Raw genomic sequence first — 16,429 nt, 5'->3', positions numbered from 1 at the left:
CTCACCACAAATTTTCGACCCTGGCAGCCGCCCGTCCGGCTCCGGTCACTGTGACAGAACGGGGATAACACCATGGCAGTTCGCAGACTTGCCGCGGAACAACCAGACAGTTTCGAATTCACCGAGGTAAACCTTACCTGGGCGAAGAAGCTGATTGATCGCTATCCGGCCGGCCGCCAGGCTTCCGCGGTGATCCCGCTGTTGTGGCGCGCACAGGAGCAGAATGACGGCTGGGTGAGCGAGCCGGCGATCCGCTATATTGCAGACCTTCTGGAGATGCCGAACATTCGTGTGCTGGAGGTCGCGACCTTCTACACCATGTTCCAGCTGCAGCCGGTCGGCAAGAAGGCCCATATCCAGGTCTGCGGAACGACACCGTGCCAGCTGCGCGGGTCCGAAGACCTGATCAAGATCTGCAAGTCGCGCATTGCCAAGCACATGCATGAAATCTCCGAGGACGGCATGTTCTCCTGGGAAGAGGTCGAGTGCCTCGGCGCCTGCGTCAACGCGCCGATGGTGCAGATCTTCAAGGATACCTACGAGGACCTGACCGAGGACAGCTTCAACAAGCTGCTCGACGACATTTCCGAGGGCAGGGACGTGACCCCGGGCCCGCAAAACGGTCGCCGTTTTGCCATGGCCGAAGGCGGTCTGACCTCCTTGACCGAACTGGACGACGATACCAAGGGCGAACTGCCGGTCCCGCACGTGGTCGACGGCTCGGAAAAGGCGTCTCATGCTTTTGCCGGCGGACCGATCAATGCCGGTGGCAACGATTATGACGGCGTGCCGACGCCGGCCGAAGACGCGGTTGCGAAGGTAAGGGCAGCCCATGCTGCCAAGTCCGGCAAGGCGGAAGAGGCTCCGGCACCGAAGAAGGCTGCTACCAAGCCCGCTGAAAAGGTCGAAAAGGCTGCCAAGAAGGCTGACGAACCGAAGCCGGCTTCCAAAGCCAAGCCGAAAGCGGCTCCGGCTGCAGACGCCGAGGTTGCCGAAAAGGCGCCCGAGCTGCTGAAGGAAGCCCGCGGCGGCAAGCCGGACGATCTGAAAAAGCTGAAAGGCGTCGGGCCGAAGCTGGAAGCAACACTGCACGAGCTCGGCTTCTTCCATTTCGACCAGGTCGCCAGCTGGGGACCGGAAGAGGTGGCCTGGGTCGACAGCCGGCTGAAGTTCAAGGGCCGGATCGAGCGGGATGGCTGGATCGAACAGGCCAAGGTGCTCGCCAGCGGCGAAGACACTGAATTTTCCAAGCGCGTGGAAGCCGGTGAAGTGGCCTCCTCCAAGAGCGAAGACTAGGGGGATAAGATGCTGAAGGATCAGGATCGGATCTTCACCAATATCTACGGTCTGCATGACTGGGGTCTGGACGGCGCGAAGAAGCGTGGCCAGTGGGACAACACCAAGGCGCTTCTGGACAAGGGCCGCGACTGGATCATTCAGGAAATGAAGGATTCCGGGCTGCGCGGCCGTGGTGGCGCGGGCTTCCCGACGGGCCTGAAATGGTCGTTCATGCCCAGGGAATCGGATGGCCGGCCGGCCTATCTCGTCGTCAATGCCGATGAATCCGAACCGGGCACCTGCAAGGACCGCGAGATCCTGCGCCACGATCCGCACACGCTGGTCGAAGGCTGTCTGGTCGCCGGTTACGCCATGGGCGCGATTGCTGCTTACATCTATGTACGTGGCGAATTCATCCGTGAACGTGAGCGCCTGCAGGCGGCGATCGACCAGGCCTACGATGCCGGCCTGATCGGCAAGAACAACAAGAACGGCTACGATTTCGACATCTACGTTCACCACGGCGCCGGTGCCTATATCTGCGGCGAGGAAACGGCGCTGCTGGAAAGCCTGGAAGGCAAGAAGGGCCAGCCGCGCCTGAAGCCGCCGTTCCCGGCCAATGTCGGTCTCTACGGCTGCCCGACCACGGTGAACAATGTGGAATCGATCGCGGTTGCGCCGACCATCCTGCGCCGCGGCGCGGCCTGGTTCTCCGCACTTGGTCGTCCGAACAATACCGGCACCAAGCTCTTCTGCGTCTCCGGTCACGTCAATCAGCCCGCGACCTTCGAAGAAGAGCTCGGCGTTCCGTTTTCGGAAATGATCGACAAGCATTGCGGCGGTATTCGCGGTGGCTGGGACAATCTCCTGGCGGTGATTCCGGGTGGATCTTCCGTGCCGTGCTGCACGGCCGACGAGATCAAGGACGCGCCGATGGATTTCGACACGCTGCGTGGGCTCGGTTCCGGCCTTGGTACGGCGGCCGTGATCGTCATGGACAAGTCCACGGACATCATCAAGGCAATCGCCCGGCTCAGCTACTTCTACAAGCATGAAAGCTGCGGCCAGTGCACGCCGTGCCGGGAAGGCACCGGCTGGATGTGGCGCGTGATGGAACGCATGGTGAAGGGCGAATCCTCCTACGAGGAAATCGACATGCTGTTCAAGGTGACCAAGCAGGTCGAGGGCCACACCATCTGTGCGCTCGGGGATGCGGCCGCCTGGCCGATCCAGGGTTTGATCAAGAATTTCCGGCCGGTCATCGAGCAGCGCATCGACGACTATGTCGCCAAGTCGAAGGCGTCTTCGACCATGGTGGCGGCTGAGTAAGCGGAACGGGATTTGGAGAGCAACGGATGACGAAGCTCATCATCGACGGCAACGAAGTGGATGTCCCGGCGGATTACACGCTGCTTCAGGCTTGTGAAGAAGCGGGTGCCGAGGTTCCGCGCTTTTGTTACCACGACCGGCTGTCGATTGCCGGCAACTGCCGCATGTGCCTGGTGGAAGTGAAGGGCGGACCGCCCAAGCCGACCGCCTCCTGCGCCATGGGCGTGAAGGACCTGCGTCCGGGCCCGAACGGCGAACCGCCGGTGGTCGAGACCAAGTCCGAGATGGTCAAGAAGGCCCGCGAAGGGGTGATGGAGTTCCTGCTCATCAACCACCCGTTGGACTGCCCGATCTGCGATCAGGGCGGTGAGTGCGACCTACAGGACCAGGCGATGGCCTATGGTGTCGACGGGTCACGGTTCCATGAGAACAAGCGCGCGGTCGAGAACAAGGAAATCGGCCCGCTGATCAAGACGATCATGACGCGCTGCATTCACTGTACCCGCTGCGTCCGTTTCACCACGGAAGTCTGCGGCGTCACCGACATGGGCCTGATCAGCCGCGGCGAAGACGCGGAAATCACCACCTATCTCGATGCGGCCCTGTCGTCTGAAATGCAGGGCAATGTCGCCGATCTTTGCCCGGTGGGCGCGCTGACCCACAAGCCGTACGAATTCCATGCCCGTCCCTGGGAGCTGACCAAGACCGAAAGCGTTGACGTGATGGACGCGGTCGGGTCTGCGATCCGCGTCGACAGCCGCGGCAAGGAAGTCATGCGGGTGATGCCGCGCCTCAACGAAGAGGTCAACGAGGAGTGGATCTCCGACAAGTCCCGCTACATCTGGGACGGTCTGAAGACCCAGCGTCTCGACCGGCCCTACGCCAAGAAGGACGGCAAGCTGCAGCCCGTTTCCTGGGGCGAAGCCTTCCAGATCATCGCCGACAAGGTGAAGGGCGCTTCCAGTGACCGGATCGGTGCACTGGCTGGCCAGATGGCGGGCGTTGAAGAGATGTTCGCCCTGAAGAGCCTGATGGAAAAGCTCGGCGTCACCAATATCGACAGCCGCTTCCCGGGCTCGCCGCTGCATCCGAAGAACGGCCGCGCCAGCTACCTCTTCAATTCCACCATTCAAGGCATCGAAGATGCCGACGCGATCATGCTGATCGGCACCAACCCGCGCCAGGAAGCACCGGTGCTGAACGCCCGGATCCGCAAGCGCTGGACCCGCGGCGACCTGCATGTCGGCCTGATCGGTGAAAACGCCGACCTGACCTTTCCGGTGACCTATCTCGGCGCCGGCCCGGACAGCCTGAAGCAGTTTGTCGAACATGCTCCGGCCAAAGCCGAGCGGCCGATGTTCATTGTCGGCCAGGGCGCGCTCAACCGTCCGGATGGTGCGGAAGTCATGGCGACCATCGCCGCAGCCGCCAAATCGCTTGGCGTGATCAAGGACGGCTGGAACGGTTTCAACATCCTGCACACCGAAGCCTCTCAGGTTGGTGCGCTGGATCTCGGTTTTGTCCCGGGCGAAGGCGGCAAGGACACCGGAGCCATGCTCGAGCCGGGGGCAATGGACATCCTGTTCCTGCTGGGCGTCGACGAGGTCGAGGTTCCCGAGGGCGCTTTTGTCGTCTACCAGGGCACCCATGGCGACCGAGGTGCACACCGGGCCGACGTGATCCTTCCGGGAGCGGCCTACACCGAGAAGTCCGCGATCTACGTCAACACCGAAGGCCGCGTCCAGATGGCCGACCGCGCCGCGTTCCCTCCGGGTGAAGCGCGCGAGGATTGGGCGATCCTGCGGGCACTGTCCGCGACCCTGTCGCAGACGCTCGACTTCGACTCGCTCAGCCAGTTGCGCGGCAAGCTCTTTGAAGCTGTCCCGCACATGGCCTCGATCGACATGATCGAGGCTGGCTCCGCCGCTGACATTGAACAGCTGGCCAATGCCAAGGCAAAGATGGACAGCGCCGGCTTTGCCAACGTGATCCGTGATTTTTATCTGACCAACCCGATCGCCCGCGCCTCCAAGGTGATGGCCGAGTGTTCGGCGCTCGCGAAGTCGCGGGCGGCAGAAGCTGCAGAATAAGGGGTAGGGGACCGAAATGGTTGAGTTCTTTACGACGACCTACCTGGGGCAATTCCTGGTGATGGCACTGCAAAGCGTGGTGCTGATGGTCGTGCTCCTGGTGATTGTCGCCTACATCTTGTACGCCGACCGCAAGATCTGGGCGGCCGTGCAGATCCGGCGCGGTCCGAACGTGGTCGGTCCCTGGGGCTTGCTGCAGAGTTTCGCCGATCTTCTGAAATTCGTTCTGAAGGAGCCGGTCATTCCGGCAGGCTCCAACAAGATCCTGTTTCTGCTGGCGCCGCTGGTCTCCGTGCTGCTCGCGCTCAGTGCCTGGGCCGTGATCCCGGTCGCGGACGGCTGGGTGATCTCGAACATCAATATCGGCGTCCTGTTCGTCTTCGCGGTGTCTTCGCTGGAAGTCTACGGCGTCATCATCGGTGGCTGGGCGTCGAACTCGAAATATCCGTTCCTGTCGGCGCTGCGCTCGGCGGCGCAGATGGTTTCCTATGAGGTGTCGATCGGCTTCGTGATCGTGACCGTTCTGCTTTGTGCCGGTACGTTGAACCTCTCCGGTATCGTGATGGCGCAGCAGACGGGTCTTGCGACCTGGCTCGGCGTGCCGTGGCTCGCCTTCCTGAACTGGTACTGGCTGCCGTTGTTCCCGATGTTCGTGGTCTTCTTCGTGTCCGCCCTGGCCGAGACCAACCGTCCGCCGTTCGACCTTGCCGAAGCGGAATCTGAGCTGGTTGCCGGCTTCATGGTGGAATACGGCTCGACCCCGTACATGATGTTCATGCTCGGTGAATATGTCGCCATCTGCCTGATGTGCGCCCTGATGACGATCTTCTTCATGGGCGGATGGCTGCCGCCGTTCGATTTCGCACCCTTCACCTGGGTGCCGGGCGTGGTCTGGTTCGTGCTGAAGTGTTTCCTGGGCTTCTTCATGTTCGCCATGGTGAAGGCCATGGTGCCGCGCTACCGCTATGACCAGCTGATGCGTCTGGGCTGGAAAGTGTTCCTGCCGCTGTCGCTTGGCATGGTCGTCGTTGTCGCAGCCGTTCTGATGATCATGGGCTGGGCTCCGGGCGCGGCGTGAGCATCTCGCTCGCCGGTGTGATCGGCGCCGCCGTCGGCCTCTATATGGGCTGGCTCGACTGGAAGATCCTGAAGGGCATGCTTCAGGCGGCGGAAACGAAGAACAGACAGGCTGGCGGCGACGGTGGCGTCGCAGCCAGGTACAAGGCGCTCTGGAGCGCACTGATTTTTGGAGTTCCGGTGATCGGCTTTCCGATCATTGGCTATTTGGCCGGCAACATGCTGGCTGGTTGAGGAAAGAGAGGCAAAAAGCGATGGGACTTAGTCAAGCCGTCAAATCGCTGTTCCTGCAGGAGTTCGTGTCCGCCTTCATTCTGGCGATGCGTTACTTCTTCAAGCCGAAGCCTACGGTCAACTATCCGTTCGAGAAGGGGCCGGTGAGCCCGCGCTTCCGCGGCGAGCACGCTTTGCGCCGCTATCCGAACGGCGAAGAACGCTGCATTGCCTGCAAGCTGTGCGAGGCCATCTGCCCGGCGCAGGCCATCACCATCGAGGCAGGTCCGCGCCGCAATGACGGCACTCGCCGGACCACCCGCTACGACATCGACATGGTCAAGTGCATCTATTGCGGCTTCTGCCAAGAAGCCTGTCCGGTGGACGCGATCGTGGAAGGGCCGAATTTCGAATTCGCCACGGAAACCCGCGAAGAGCTTTACTACGACAAGGAAAAGCTGCTCGCGAACGGGGACCGCTGGGAACGCGAGATCGCCCGCAACATTGAAATGGATGCTCCTTACCGCTAGGAGCTACCCGAACTTCAGATTTCAGCCCGGCAATCCGGCCGGGCCCCGCACTTCCGGCCGAAAGGCCACACGACAGGCAGGTCTTTGCAATGATCCTGAAAGCCCTCTTTTTCTACCTGTTTGCCGGCGTCACCCTGGCGTCCGGCTTCATGGTGATCGCGTCCCGCAATCCGGTGACGTCGGTCTTGTTCCTGATCCTGGCCTTCGTGAATTCCGCTGGTCTGTTCATCCTGCTTGGTGCTGAGTATCTGGCCCTGCTGCTGATCGTTGTCTATGTCGGCGCGGTCGCGGTGCTGTTCCTGTTCGTGGTGATGATGCTGGATGTCGACTTCGTCGAGCTTCGCCAGGGTTTCCTGCAGTATCTGCCGGTCGGTGCGCTGGTCGGCCTGATCCTGATGGTCGAACTGCTGATGGGGCTCGGTGCCTGGATCATAGCGCCGGAGGTGCTGGGACACGGGTCCGAACCGACGCCGGTTATTGCCGGGGTGCCGGGCGCCGAGGGCGTCACGAACATCCAGGCGCTCGGCTCGGTGCTCTACACCAAGTACATCTATTTCTTCCAGGTCGCTGGCCTGATCCTTCTGGTGGCCATGATCGGGGCAATTGTGCTGACCCTGCGCCACAAGCCGAATGTCAAACGTCAAAGCATTCCGGAGCAGGTTGCGCGCAACCGCGAAACCGCCATCGAGGTCCGGAAAGTGGAGAGTGGCAAAGGTATCTGACGCCAAGGCGTCATTCGAGAATGTCCTGGTACATGCACGCTCCTCCGTGCGGTGCCAGGTTGGGGTAAACGAGGGGAGCACGGCGAGGCGCCCATGGAAATCGGTCTGTCGCACTATCTGTCGGTCGCGGCGATCCTGTTCACGATCGGGATCTTCGGGATCTTTCTGAACCGGAAAAACGTGATTGTCATTCTGATGTCGATCGAGCTGCTGCTGCTCTCGGTGAACATCAACTTTGTCGCTTTCTCGTCGTTCCTCGGCGACATGATGGGGCAGGTGTTCACCATGCTGGTCCTCACCGTGGCGGCCGCCGAGGCGGCTATCGGTCTGGCGATCCTGGTGGTCTTCCACCGGAACCGCGGCTCCATCGCCGTGGAAGACGTCAACGTGATGAAGGGATAGGAACCGATGTATTCCGCAATTCTGTTCCTGCCGCTGATCGGCTTCCTGATTGCCGGCCTGTTCGGCCGCGCCATCGGCGCCAAGGCCTGTGAGTATATCACCAGTGGCCTCCTGATCATTGCAGCGCTCCTGTCCTGGATCGCCTTTTTCGGCTTCTGGCTCGGCGGCGCCCAGGGCGGCACCTACGATCTCTTCCGCTGGATGAATGTCGGCGCCCTGAACGTGTCCTGGTCGCTCAAGATCGACACGCTGACCGTCGTCATGCTTGTGGTGGTCAACACGGTGTCGGCGCTCGTGCATGTCTATTCCATCGGCTACATGCATCACGACCCGCACCGGCCGCGCTTCTTCGCCTATCTGTCGCTGTTCACCTTCGCCATGTTGTCGCTGGTCACCGCCGACAACCTGCTGCAGATGTTCTTCGGCTGGGAAGGCGTGGGCCTTGCCTCCTATCTCCTGATCGGTTTCTGGTACCAGAAGCCGTCCGCAAACGCGGCGGCGATCAAGGCCTTTGTCGTCAACCGGGTGGGTGACTTCGGCTTCGCCCTCGGCATCTTCGGTGTGTTCTACGTTTTCCAAACGATAGAATTCGAGACGATTTTCCGTGACGCACCTTCTTTCATCGCTGGTCAGGGGAAATACACAGACCTGTTGTTCCTCGGGTACGAGCTAGATCGGCAGACCGTGTTGACGGTTATCTGCCTGTTGCTCTTCATGGGCGCCATGGGCAAGTCGGCGCAGTTCCTGCTGCACACCTGGCTGCCGGACGCGATGGAAGGCCCGACGCCGGTTTCCGCGCTCATCCACGCCGCGACCATGGTGACGGCCGGTGTCTTCATGGTGGCGCGCCTGTCGCCGCTGATGGAACTGTCGCAAACCGCGCTGACCGTGATCGTCTTCTTCGGGGCAACCACGGCTTTCTTCGCCGCAACGGTCGGTCTCGTTCAGAACGACATCAAGCGCGTGATCGCCTATTCGACCTGTTCCCAGCTCGGCTACATGTTCGTGGCGCTCGGGGTCGGAGCCTACTCGATCGGCATTTTCCACCTGTTCACGCACGCCTTCTTCAAGGCACTGTTGTTCCTTTGCGCCGGTTCCGTCATTCACGCGGTCTCCGACGAACAGGACATGCGCAAGATGGGCGGACTGCGGAAGCACATCCCGATCACCTACTGGACGATGATGATCGGCACGCTGGCGCTGACCGGTGTCGGCATTCCGTTCACACATCTCGGTTTTGCGGGTTTTGTTTCCAAGGACGGCATCATTGAAGCGGCCTTCGGCAGTTCAATGCTTGAACATGCCAACCCGATGGCGCTTTACGGCTTCTGGCTGACGGTGATTGCCGCTGCGCTGACCTCCTTCTATTCGTGGCGTCTGACCTTCATGACCTTCCACGGCAAGCCGCGCGCTCCGGTGGACGTCATGAAACACGTGCATGAATCGCCGCTGGTCATGACCGTGCCGCTGTTCATCCTGTCGGTCGGGGCCGTTCTCGCCGGCATGGTGTTCTACAACTCGTTCTTCTACTCAGAAGAGGCTTACGAGGCCTTCTGGAACGGTGCTTTGCCGGCCTTCGCCGACCTCCATGTGCTACACGCCATGCATGATGTGCCGGCCTGGGTGCGTGTGTCACCATTCGTCATGATGGTGCTTGGCTTCCTGGTTGCCTACCAGTTCTACATCCGCTCTCCGGAAATGCCGAAGCAGCTGGCGGAGCGCCATTCCGGCCTCTACCAGTTCCTGCTAAACAAGTGGTATTTCGACGAGCTGTACGATTTCCTCTTTGTCCGGCCCGCGCAGTGGCTCGGCCGCATGCTCTGGAAGAAGGGCGACGGCACCGTGATCGACGGCTTCGGCCCTGACGGTATCTCGGCGCGCGTTCAGAACGTGACGTCCTGGGTCGTCCGACTGCAGACCGGATATCTCTATCACTATGCATTTGCGATGCTGATCGGGGTGGCTCTGCTCATCACCTGGTCGATGTTCACCGGTGGCAGCACCGGCGGGGGTGCTCACTAATGATTGACTGGCCAATTCTGTCACTCACAACCTTCTTGCCGCTGCTCGGCGTGCTCTTCATCCTGCTGGTTCCGGGTGATGACGAGGGCAGCAAGAAGAACATCCGGATGGTCGCGCTGGTGACCACGTCGGTCACCTTCCTGCTGTCGCTGTTCATCTGGGGCAACTTCGATTACGCCAATCCGGGCTTTCAGTTCATCGAGGAGAAGGACTGGCTGCCGAGCGGCATTGCCGCGCATCTGGGTGTTGAAGACATCAAGTACCGCATGGGCGTCGACGGCATCTCGATCCTGTTCGTGATCCTGACCACGTTCCTGATGCCGTTCTGCATTCTCGCCTCCTGGGAGAGCATCCAGAAGCGCGTCAAGGAATACATGATCGCCTTCCTGGTGCTGGAAACGCTGATGATCGGCGTGTTCTGCGCGCTGGATCTGGTGGTCTTCTACGTCTTCTTCGAGGCCGGCCTGATCCCGATGTTCCTGATCATCGGCGTCTGGGGCGGCGCACGCAGGGTCTATGCTTCCTACAAGTTCTTCCTCTACACGCTGCTCGGCTCGGTGCTGATGCTGATCGCGATCATGGCGATGTACTGGACCGCGAAAACGTCGAACATCGCAGAGCTCGTCGCCAGCAACGCCTTCCCGGCGGAAATGCAGACCTGGCTATGGCTTGCCTTCTTCGCCAGCTTCGCGGTGAAGATGCCGATGTGGCCGGTGCATACCTGGCTGCCGGATGCGCACGTGGAAGCCCCGACGGCAGGGTCTGTCATCCTGGCAGGCATCCTTCTGAAACTCGGCGGCTACGGCTTCCTGCGGTTCTCCCTGCCGATGTTCCCGATTGCGTCGGACATGTTCGCGCCGATGATCTACACGCTCTCGGTGGTCGCGATCATCTACACCTCTCTGGTGGCGCTGGCGCAGGAAGACATCAAGAAACTGATCGCCTATTCGTCGGTCGCCCATATGGGCTACGTCACCATGGGCATCTTCACGATGACCGAACAGGGCGTTCAGGGCGGGATCTTCCAGATGCTGTCGCACGGCATCGTCTCCGGTGCGCTCTTCCTGTGTGTCGGCGTGATCTATGACCGCATGCATACCCGTGAGATCTCGGCCTATGGCGGCCTGGTCAACCGGATGCCGAAATATGCGGTGGCGTTCCTGATCTTCACGATGGCCAATGTCGGCCTGCCGGGCACGTCCGGTTTCGTCGGTGAAATCCTGACGCTGATGGGTGCGTTCCAGGTCAATACCTGGGTGGCGTTCTTTGCAACGACCGGTGTGATCCTGTCGGCAGCCTACGCGCTTTACCTCTACCGCCGTGTCGTGTTCGGCGCGCTGGAGAAGGAAAGCCTCAAGTCGATGCTCGACCTGAACCTCCGGGAAAAGGCGATCCTGCTGCCGATGGTGGTGCTGACGATCTTCTTCGGCTTCTACCCGATGGCCATCCTGGACGTGACCCAGGGCGCGGTCGACAATCTCATCAATCACTATACCGCAGCGCTTGAAGCGGCTGGGGGCACCCAGCATGCAGCGGCGGCCGCCGCCGCGGCGCACTAAGGTTTCGAGGACGAGACAGAGCCATGTCAGATATGAGCCAACTGCCAGATCTCATGCCGGTCCTGCCGGAGATCATCCTGGCCCTCGGAGCAATGATGCTGCTGATGATCGGCGCCTTTGGTGGCAAGGGTGTCAGCTACGCCGTCTTCGGCGGCGCCATGGGCCTGCTCGGCGGCACCTTCCTGGTGCTGCTGTTCGTACCGACCTTTGGGGAGACCTTCGGCGGATCCTTCGTTCTCGATGATTTCGCCTATCTCCTGAAGCTTCTGGTATTGATGGGGTCGTTCTTCGCCATTGCGATGTCCTGGGCCTATGCCAAGAGCCAGTCCTTCGATCATTTCGAGTATCCGATCCTGATCGTGCTGGCGACGCTCGGCATGATGCTGATGCTGTCGGCCAACGACATGATCGCGCTTTACATGGGCCTGGAGCTGCAGAGCCTGTCGCTCTACGTGGTCGCCGCCATCAACCGCGACAGTGTCCGGTCGACGGAAGCAGGCCTGAAATACTTTGTTCTCGGCGCCCTGTCGTCGGGCATGCTGCTTTACGGCATGTCGCTGGTTTACGGCTTTTCCGGCCAGATCTCGTTTGCCGGTATTGCCGAGGTCCTGTCTCATGAAGGCGCTTCGCTCGGCCTGGTCTTCGGCCTGACCTTCATTCTGGCCGGCCTTGCCTTCAAGATTTCCGCCGTTCCGTTCCACATGTGGACGCCGGACGTTTATGAGGGCGCTCCGACACCGGTCACCGCCTTTCTGGCTGCCGCACCGAAGGTGGCGGCCATGGGCATGATGGTGCGGATCGTCATCGACGCGTTCCAGCCGGTCACCAGTGACTGGCAGCAGATCGTCGTCTTTGTCTCCATCGCCTCCATGGCGCTTGGCGCCTTTGCCGCGATCGGTCAGCGCAACCTGAAACGCCTGATGGCCTATTCCTCGATCGGTCACATGGGCTATGCGCTGGTCGGCCTTGCGGCCGGCACTCAGACGGGCGTGGAAGGCGTGATCTTCTACATGATGGCCTATCTCGGCATGACGCTCGGCGTCTTTGCCTGCATCCTCTCCATGCGCCGCAAGGATGGCATGGTCGAGGAGATCAGCGATCTGTCCGGCCTCTCGCAGACCAATCTGCCGATGGCCATCCTGCTGGGCCTTCTGATGTTCTCGCTTGCCGGCATTCCGCCGCTGGTCGGCTTCTTCGGCAAGTGGTACGTCTTCGTTGCAGCGGTTGAAGCTGGCCTCTATCCGCTGGCGATCATCGGTGTGCTGATGTCGGTTGTCGGCGCCTATTATTATCTCCGCATCGTCAAGATCATGTTCTTCGACGAGCCGGTTGAAGGTTTTGAGAAGATGCCGGCGGAGCTGAAGGTCGTGCTCGGCCTGTCCAGCGTGTTCGTGATCTTCTTCTGGCTGGCACCGGGACAGGTCGTCAATGCAGCCAGCGCAGCAGCGCAGTCGCTGTTCTGACCGGTCACATGACAGCAAGATCCGAGGAACGTCCGGCGCCAGGTGCGCCGGACTTTCGCTTTGAAGAGCATGACAGTGTCGGTTCGACCAACTCGCTCTGTTTTGAACGGGCGCAGATCGGACATCCCGGCCAGCTCTGGATCAGGGCGGACCAGCAGACAGAGGGCAGGGGGCGGCGTGGCCGCGACTGGTCCTCTCCCGGCGGAAACCTCTTCACCAGTCTGCTGCTGATCAATCCGCAACCGGCCGATCGGATCGGTGAACTGCCGCTTGCAGCAGCTGTTGCGCTTGCCGAAGCCGTTGACAAAGCCGCCGGGACACTGCAACTGGTATCGCTGAAATGGCCGAACGATCTTCTGGTTGAAGGCGCGAAGCTGTCGGGTATCCTTCTGGAAGCCGAGACGCTCTCCGACGGACGGCAGGCTGTCGTGATCGGGTTCGGCGTCAATTGTGTGACCCATCCGCAGCTGTCGCTTTATCAGGCAACGGATCTGAGGAGCCTGGGTTTTCAGGTCACTGCGGAACGGTTGTTTGAGTGTCTGTCCGCTGCAATGGCCGACACTTTGGCACGCTGGCAACTGCCAGGCGGTTTTGACAGTATTCGCAGGGACTGGCTCAAGCGGGCGGCCCATCTGGGCAAGACCATTACGGTCAGAACGGCTCAGGAAGAGATTACCGGCATTTTTGCCGATCTGGATGCGCGCGGCCATCTGGTTGTGAAACTGGATGATGGCCGCCAGCGCACGCTATATGCGGGCGACGTGTTTTTACCAGGGCGTTGAGCGCCACGCTGCAGGCCCGCGGCATGTTGAAGGAGCAATCCATGGCTTCGGCCAAGATGACAGACAATGACATCGTGTTTCTGCCGCTGGGTGGGGTCGGCGAAATCGGAATGAATCTCGGGCTTTATGGCTTTGGTCCGGAAGATGACCGAAGCTGGCTGATCGTCGATTGCGGCGTGAGTTTCGCCGGTCCGGACCTTCCGGGCATCGACGTGGTCGTACCGGATATCAAGTTTCTGGAAGACGAGGTCGACAATATCGTCGGCATGGTGATCACGCACGCCCACGAAGACCATTACGGCGCCATCCTGCACCTGTGGCCTTATCTGAAGGTGCCGGTCTATGCGACGGCCTTCACGGCAGGTCTGCTGGCGGCAAAGGCGGAAAGCGAGCCGGGGGCGGAAGAAGTTCCGGTCACCGTTGTGCGCCAGGGCGAGCGGCACAAGATCGGACCGTTTGACGTGGAGTTCGTCGCGATGGCGCACTCGATCCCGGAGCCCTGCGCGCTTGCGATCCGCACACCTGCCGGTCTTGTGCTGCACACCGGCGACTGGAAGATCGACCTGACCCCTGGTGTCGGCAAGCCGATCGATCTGGACCGGCTGGCGGAGCTTGGCCGGGAAGGGGTGATGGCCCTGGTGTGTGACAGTACCAATGCTGTCCGCGACGGGGTGAGCCCGAGCGAACAGGATGTGGCCGAAGAACTGAAGAAAGTGATGGCTCGCGCCAAGAAGCGGATCGCCGTTACCACCTTCGCCTCCAACGTTGCGCGGATCCGGGCAATTGCCGAAGCGGCGGCCGCCAATGAGCGGGATATTGTGGTTGTCGGCCGCTCGATGCACCGGGTGATCGAGGTGGCCGGGGAGCTGGAATATCTGGACGGTCTGCCCCAGTTCCATGACGAAGAAGCCTATGGCTACCTGCCGCGGGAAAAGACCGTGCTGCTTTGTACAGGCTCGCAAGGGGAAAGCCGGGCAGCGCTTGCCAGGATTGCGGCTGGCGATCATCGCAATGTTGCGCTCACCAAGGGCGACATGGTGATCTTCTCCTCGCGCACCATTCCGGGCAACGAAAAGGAAGTCGGCGCGGTCATGAACAATCTTGCCGACAAGGATGTCGAGATTGTCACCGACCGGGATGCGCTGGTTCATGTCTCAGGTCACCCGCGCCGCGGTGAACTGGAGCAGCTCTACAAGCTCGTTCAGCCGAAGGTCGTTCTGCCCGTTCATGGTGAGCCGCTGCACCTTGCCGCCCATGCCGCCTTTGCCAAGGCACAGGGTGTTCCGGAAGTGGTGCGTGGCAAGAACGGCGACGTTGTCCGCCTCTCCGCAGGCCGGGCTGGGGTCATCGACGAAGCTCCGTCCGGCATTCTGGTCAAGGATGGTGATATTCTGGACGACCCGGAAGTCACTGGCGTCAAGGAACGGCGCAAGCTCTCCTTTGCTGGTGCGGCGATCATCGCACTCGTGGTGAACCGGAAGGGCGAACTTCTGACCGACCCGCTGATCACGTTGCTTGGCCTGCCGGACACGGATGACGATGGCGAGCCCATGGAAGAGATCGTTTCCAAGGCCGTGATCGGCGCCGTGACGAGCATCCCGAAGGCGCGGCGCAAGGACAAGGATCTGGTGGGCGAGGCCGCCCGGCGCGCAGCCCGGTCCGAGATCCTCGACGTGTGGGGCAAAAAGACGCTCTGCAAGGTGATGGTGTCGCAACTATAGTCAACTACGAAGCCTGGCTTTGATGGGGTAAAACCCGGAAGCTCTCGTCCAGACCAGGGCCAGAAGGTACGTACCGAAGGGACCGCTGCTTGTTGAAGCGCGTGGTGCCGATCGTTCGCGACAGACCTGCGGCTTTTCTCAGGGCGAGCTTTCAACCTGCTTTAGCGACCAGGAGGATCCTGGTCCTGCAGTCAATGGCGTTTTGTGGAGGTGAATGCATGATCGGACGGCTCAATCACGTGGCGATTGCAGTGTCGGACATTGAAGCGGCGACCGCTGTCTATAGGGACACGCTCGGCGCCGAGGTTTCAGCGAAGGAAGAACAGCCGGATCACGGTGTGAGCACGGTGTTCATCAATCTGCCGAATACCAAGATCGAGCTTTTGGAACCCCTCGGGGAAAACTCCCCGATTGCAAAGTTCCTGGAAAAAAATCCGTCCGGGGGCATTCACCATGTCTGTTACGAGGTCGACGACATTCGCGCGGCCCGCGACAAGCTGATGGCAGAAGGTGCGCGCGTGCTCGGCGATGGCGAGCCGAAGATCGGCGCTCATGGCAAGCCCGTGCTGTTCCTGCATCCCAAGGACTTTCTCGGCACGCTGACGGAACTGGAAGAGGCCTGATCAATGTCCGTGGTGTATGCTCTGGCGGTCTTTTTTCTGATCTGGTGGATCGTCCTGTTTGCCATCCTGCCTTTCGGCTTGCGCCGGACCCAGGAAGAGGCCGGGGAGGTGCTGCCCGGTTCCGAGCCGAGTGCTCCGGAACGGCCCCAGTTCCTGAAGGTGATCGTTATCACGACCATCGTCGCGTCCGTGATCTTCACTGCCTATGTGAGCCTCAGAAACTCGGGATTCGGACTGGATGACATTCCGTTTCTGAACCCGCCGGGGAACAGCTACAGCCAGCCGGGAAGCTGATTCCCTGGCCCCGGCCTTTTGCGAGCCAGCCCAAGACGATTTCTGAAAGACTGAAGACAAGAAAAAAGGCAGAGCCGAAGCTCTGCCTTGAATAGTTCCGCGTCTAAATTTGACCCTTGAACCCGTACCGGTCGATTGTTCAACCTGGCCGGGCGGCTGCGGACCGTAAAGGTGCGCCTGAGGGTCCTTCCTCCCAAGACTCAGACCGCGATGTCCTTGAGCCTCCTGACATTTCTGCCAAGGCATCTTGTTGTTATGGGAATGGAACCTAGCTGATTGATTCAGGCTTGTCACCTATTTGTCGTGCACAGCTCAATTTTTTTG

General features: G+C 60.7%; 15 protein-coding genes. All 15 read left to right on the top strand.

Annotation, left to right across the window (positions count from 1 at the left end):
- The first annotated feature begins 72 nt into the window (after window positions 1–72).
- A complete protein-coding gene (locus CHH27_RS06925; RefSeq protein WP_094070946.1) occupies window positions 73–1,296 on the top strand; it encodes an NADH-quinone oxidoreductase subunit E in 1,224 nt (407 codons plus the stop codon).
- 9 nt (window positions 1,297–1,305) lie between these two features.
- Window positions 1,306–2,607 carry an NADH-quinone oxidoreductase subunit NuoF gene (gene nuoF / locus CHH27_RS06920; protein WP_094070945.1) on the top strand — a complete coding sequence of 434 codons (1,302 nt, stop codon included), beginning with the start codon at window positions 1,306–1,308 and terminating at the stop codon, window positions 2,605–2,607.
- Between the two features lie 26 nt (window positions 2,608–2,633).
- Complete coding sequence (nuoG, locus tag CHH27_RS06915; RefSeq protein ID WP_094070944.1) at window positions 2,634–4,697, top strand: NADH-quinone oxidoreductase subunit NuoG; 2,064 nt, start codon at window positions 2,634–2,636, stop codon at window positions 4,695–4,697.
- A 16-nt stretch (window positions 4,698–4,713) separates the two neighbouring features.
- Complete coding sequence (nuoH, locus tag CHH27_RS06910; protein ID WP_094070943.1) at window positions 4,714–5,775, top strand: NADH-quinone oxidoreductase subunit NuoH; 1,062 nt, start codon at window positions 4,714–4,716, stop codon at window positions 5,773–5,775.
- Window positions 5,772–6,008 carry a hypothetical protein gene (locus tag CHH27_RS06905; protein ID WP_094070942.1) on the top strand — a complete coding sequence of 79 codons (237 nt, stop codon included), beginning with the start codon at window positions 5,772–5,774 and terminating at the stop codon, window positions 6,006–6,008. Before nuoH ends, CHH27_RS06905 begins: the two co-directional genes overlap by 4 nt.
- A 20-nt stretch (window positions 6,009–6,028) precedes the next feature.
- The gene (gene nuoI / locus CHH27_RS06900) at window positions 6,029–6,517 is read left to right on the top strand and encodes an NADH-quinone oxidoreductase subunit NuoI (protein ID WP_094070941.1); all 489 of its coding nucleotides are present in this window, start codon (window positions 6,029–6,031) and stop codon (window positions 6,515–6,517) included.
- A gap of 89 nt (window positions 6,518–6,606) precedes the next feature.
- The gene (locus CHH27_RS06895) at window positions 6,607–7,239 is read left to right on the top strand and encodes an NADH-quinone oxidoreductase subunit J (RefSeq protein ID WP_094070940.1); all 633 of its coding nucleotides are present in this window, start codon (window positions 6,607–6,609) and stop codon (window positions 7,237–7,239) included.
- Between the two features lie 93 nt (window positions 7,240–7,332).
- A complete protein-coding gene (nuoK, locus tag CHH27_RS06890) occupies window positions 7,333–7,641 on the top strand; it encodes an NADH-quinone oxidoreductase subunit NuoK (protein WP_094070939.1) in 309 nt (102 codons plus the stop codon).
- A gap of 6 nt (window positions 7,642–7,647) precedes the next feature.
- The gene (nuoL, locus tag CHH27_RS06885; protein WP_094070938.1) at window positions 7,648–9,663 is read left to right on the top strand and encodes an NADH-quinone oxidoreductase subunit L; all 2,016 of its coding nucleotides are present in this window, start codon (window positions 7,648–7,650) and stop codon (window positions 9,661–9,663) included.
- Window positions 9,663–11,222, top strand: coding sequence for an NADH-quinone oxidoreductase subunit M (locus CHH27_RS06880; RefSeq protein WP_094070937.1), 1,560 nt, complete (start codon window positions 9,663–9,665; stop codon window positions 11,220–11,222). The genes nuoL and CHH27_RS06880 overlap by 1 nt, the downstream gene beginning before the upstream one ends.
- 23 nt (window positions 11,223–11,245) lie before the next feature.
- Entirely contained in the window at window positions 11,246–12,685 is a 1,440-nt protein-coding gene (nuoN, locus tag CHH27_RS06875; RefSeq protein ID WP_094070936.1) for an NADH-quinone oxidoreductase subunit NuoN, read from the top strand.
- 8 nt (window positions 12,686–12,693) lie between these two features.
- On the top strand, window positions 12,694–13,467 hold the full coding sequence (locus CHH27_RS06870) for a biotin--[acetyl-CoA-carboxylase] ligase (protein ID WP_094070935.1): 774 nt from the start codon (window positions 12,694–12,696) through the stop codon (window positions 13,465–13,467).
- Between the two features lie 41 nt (window positions 13,468–13,508).
- On the top strand, window positions 13,509–15,188 hold the full coding sequence (locus CHH27_RS06865; RefSeq protein WP_094074567.1) for a ribonuclease J: 1,680 nt from the start codon (window positions 13,509–13,511) through the stop codon (window positions 15,186–15,188).
- Window positions 15,189–15,406: 218 nt separating this feature from the next.
- Window positions 15,407–15,811 carry a methylmalonyl-CoA epimerase gene (mce, locus tag CHH27_RS06860; RefSeq protein ID WP_094070934.1) on the top strand — a complete coding sequence of 135 codons (405 nt, stop codon included), beginning with the start codon at window positions 15,407–15,409 and terminating at the stop codon, window positions 15,809–15,811.
- A gap of 3 nt (window positions 15,812–15,814) precedes the next feature.
- Window positions 15,815–16,105 carry a DUF1467 family protein gene (locus CHH27_RS06855; RefSeq protein WP_094070933.1) on the top strand — a complete coding sequence of 97 codons (291 nt, stop codon included), beginning with the start codon at window positions 15,815–15,817 and terminating at the stop codon, window positions 16,103–16,105.
- The last annotated feature ends 324 nt before the right edge of the window (window positions 16,106–16,429 follow it).

The organism is Labrenzia sp. VG12 (assembly GCF_002237595.1).
Classification (GTDB): domain Bacteria; phylum Pseudomonadota; class Alphaproteobacteria; order Rhizobiales; family Stappiaceae; genus Roseibium.
Note: the sequence above shows the minus strand (reverse complement) of the source record. Positions and strands in the feature narration are given on the sequence as shown.

Coding starts and splice junctions, on each gene's coding strand:
- CHH27_RS06855 (WP_094070933.1), top strand. CDS start 15,815: ATGTCCGTGGTGTATGCTCTGGCGGTCTTTTTTCTGATCTGGTGGATC.
- CHH27_RS06870 (WP_094070935.1), top strand. CDS start 12,694: ATGACAGCAAGATCCGAGGAACGTCCGGCGCCAGGTGCGCCGGACTTT.
- CHH27_RS06925 (WP_094070946.1), top strand. CDS start 73: ATGGCAGTTCGCAGACTTGCCGCGGAACAACCAGACAGTTTCGAATTC.
- nuoL (WP_094070938.1), top strand. CDS start 7,648: ATGTATTCCGCAATTCTGTTCCTGCCGCTGATCGGCTTCCTGATTGCC.
- CHH27_RS06895 (WP_094070940.1), top strand. CDS start 6,607: ATGATCCTGAAAGCCCTCTTTTTCTACCTGTTTGCCGGCGTCACCCTG.
- CHH27_RS06865 (WP_094074567.1), top strand. CDS start 13,509: ATGGCTTCGGCCAAGATGACAGACAATGACATCGTGTTTCTGCCGCTG.
- nuoG (WP_094070944.1), top strand. CDS start 2,634: ATGACGAAGCTCATCATCGACGGCAACGAAGTGGATGTCCCGGCGGAT.
- mce (WP_094070934.1), top strand. CDS start 15,407: ATGATCGGACGGCTCAATCACGTGGCGATTGCAGTGTCGGACATTGAA.
- nuoN (WP_094070936.1), top strand. CDS start 11,246: ATGTCAGATATGAGCCAACTGCCAGATCTCATGCCGGTCCTGCCGGAG.
- nuoH (WP_094070943.1), top strand. CDS start 4,714: ATGGTTGAGTTCTTTACGACGACCTACCTGGGGCAATTCCTGGTGATG.
- CHH27_RS06880 (WP_094070937.1), top strand. CDS start 9,663: ATGATTGACTGGCCAATTCTGTCACTCACAACCTTCTTGCCGCTGCTC.
- nuoK (WP_094070939.1), top strand. CDS start 7,333: ATGGAAATCGGTCTGTCGCACTATCTGTCGGTCGCGGCGATCCTGTTC.
- nuoI (WP_094070941.1), top strand. CDS start 6,029: ATGGGACTTAGTCAAGCCGTCAAATCGCTGTTCCTGCAGGAGTTCGTG.
- nuoF (WP_094070945.1), top strand. CDS start 1,306: ATGCTGAAGGATCAGGATCGGATCTTCACCAATATCTACGGTCTGCAT.